Source organism: Idiomarina sp. UBA4206, assembly GCF_002383015.1.
Classification (GTDB): Bacteria; Pseudomonadota; Gammaproteobacteria; order Enterobacterales; family Alteromonadaceae; genus Idiomarina; species Idiomarina abyssalis.
This window is the reverse complement of the sequence record NZ_DFTS01000069.1, coordinates 7,420-7,811: the sequence shown is the minus strand read 5'-3', so window position 1 is coordinate 7,811 and position 392 is coordinate 7,420. Positions and strand designations below refer to the sequence as shown.

The following is a 392-nucleotide window of genomic DNA, read 5'->3' as shown; positions in this document are numbered from 1 at the left end:
CGCTCGTTCCGCTTATCGATGTGACCGTTAAGCGGTCATAATCAAACACCCGTGAATGCCGGACATCTTCCCCAATGCCCAGCCCCAGCAACCACTGCCAATTACTGTTATTCACCGAAGATATGCGTAAGTCCCATTCGGGATCAGTATTTTCCTCAACACTTGGCGGTTTTGGCTCCAGCAAAGTCACCTGCGCGCCTTTCTGAGCAAAAGCTAACGCTGCTGCCGCCCCGACCATTCCGCCGCCGTTAATTAATACTGATAGCTGTTCCATGTCTATGCTCTCACTTGGGGTATTTGCCGCTAGCCCTTATAAATAACACATCTAAGGGTTAATTTCCGTTATCATAGCCAATTAGACGATGTTCAGAGTAGTTTTTATGCAGGCCAGA

Annotated in this window: 1 protein-coding gene; it reads right to left on the bottom strand. The window is 48.5% G+C overall.

Features of this window, described 5'->3' with window-relative positions:
* Positions 1 to 274 (bottom strand): NAD-binding protein (locus tag B3180_RS13870; RefSeq protein WP_349677623.1); only part of this gene is annotated, 274 nt, incomplete at its 3' end.
* Positions 275 to 392: the final 118 nt, after the last annotated feature.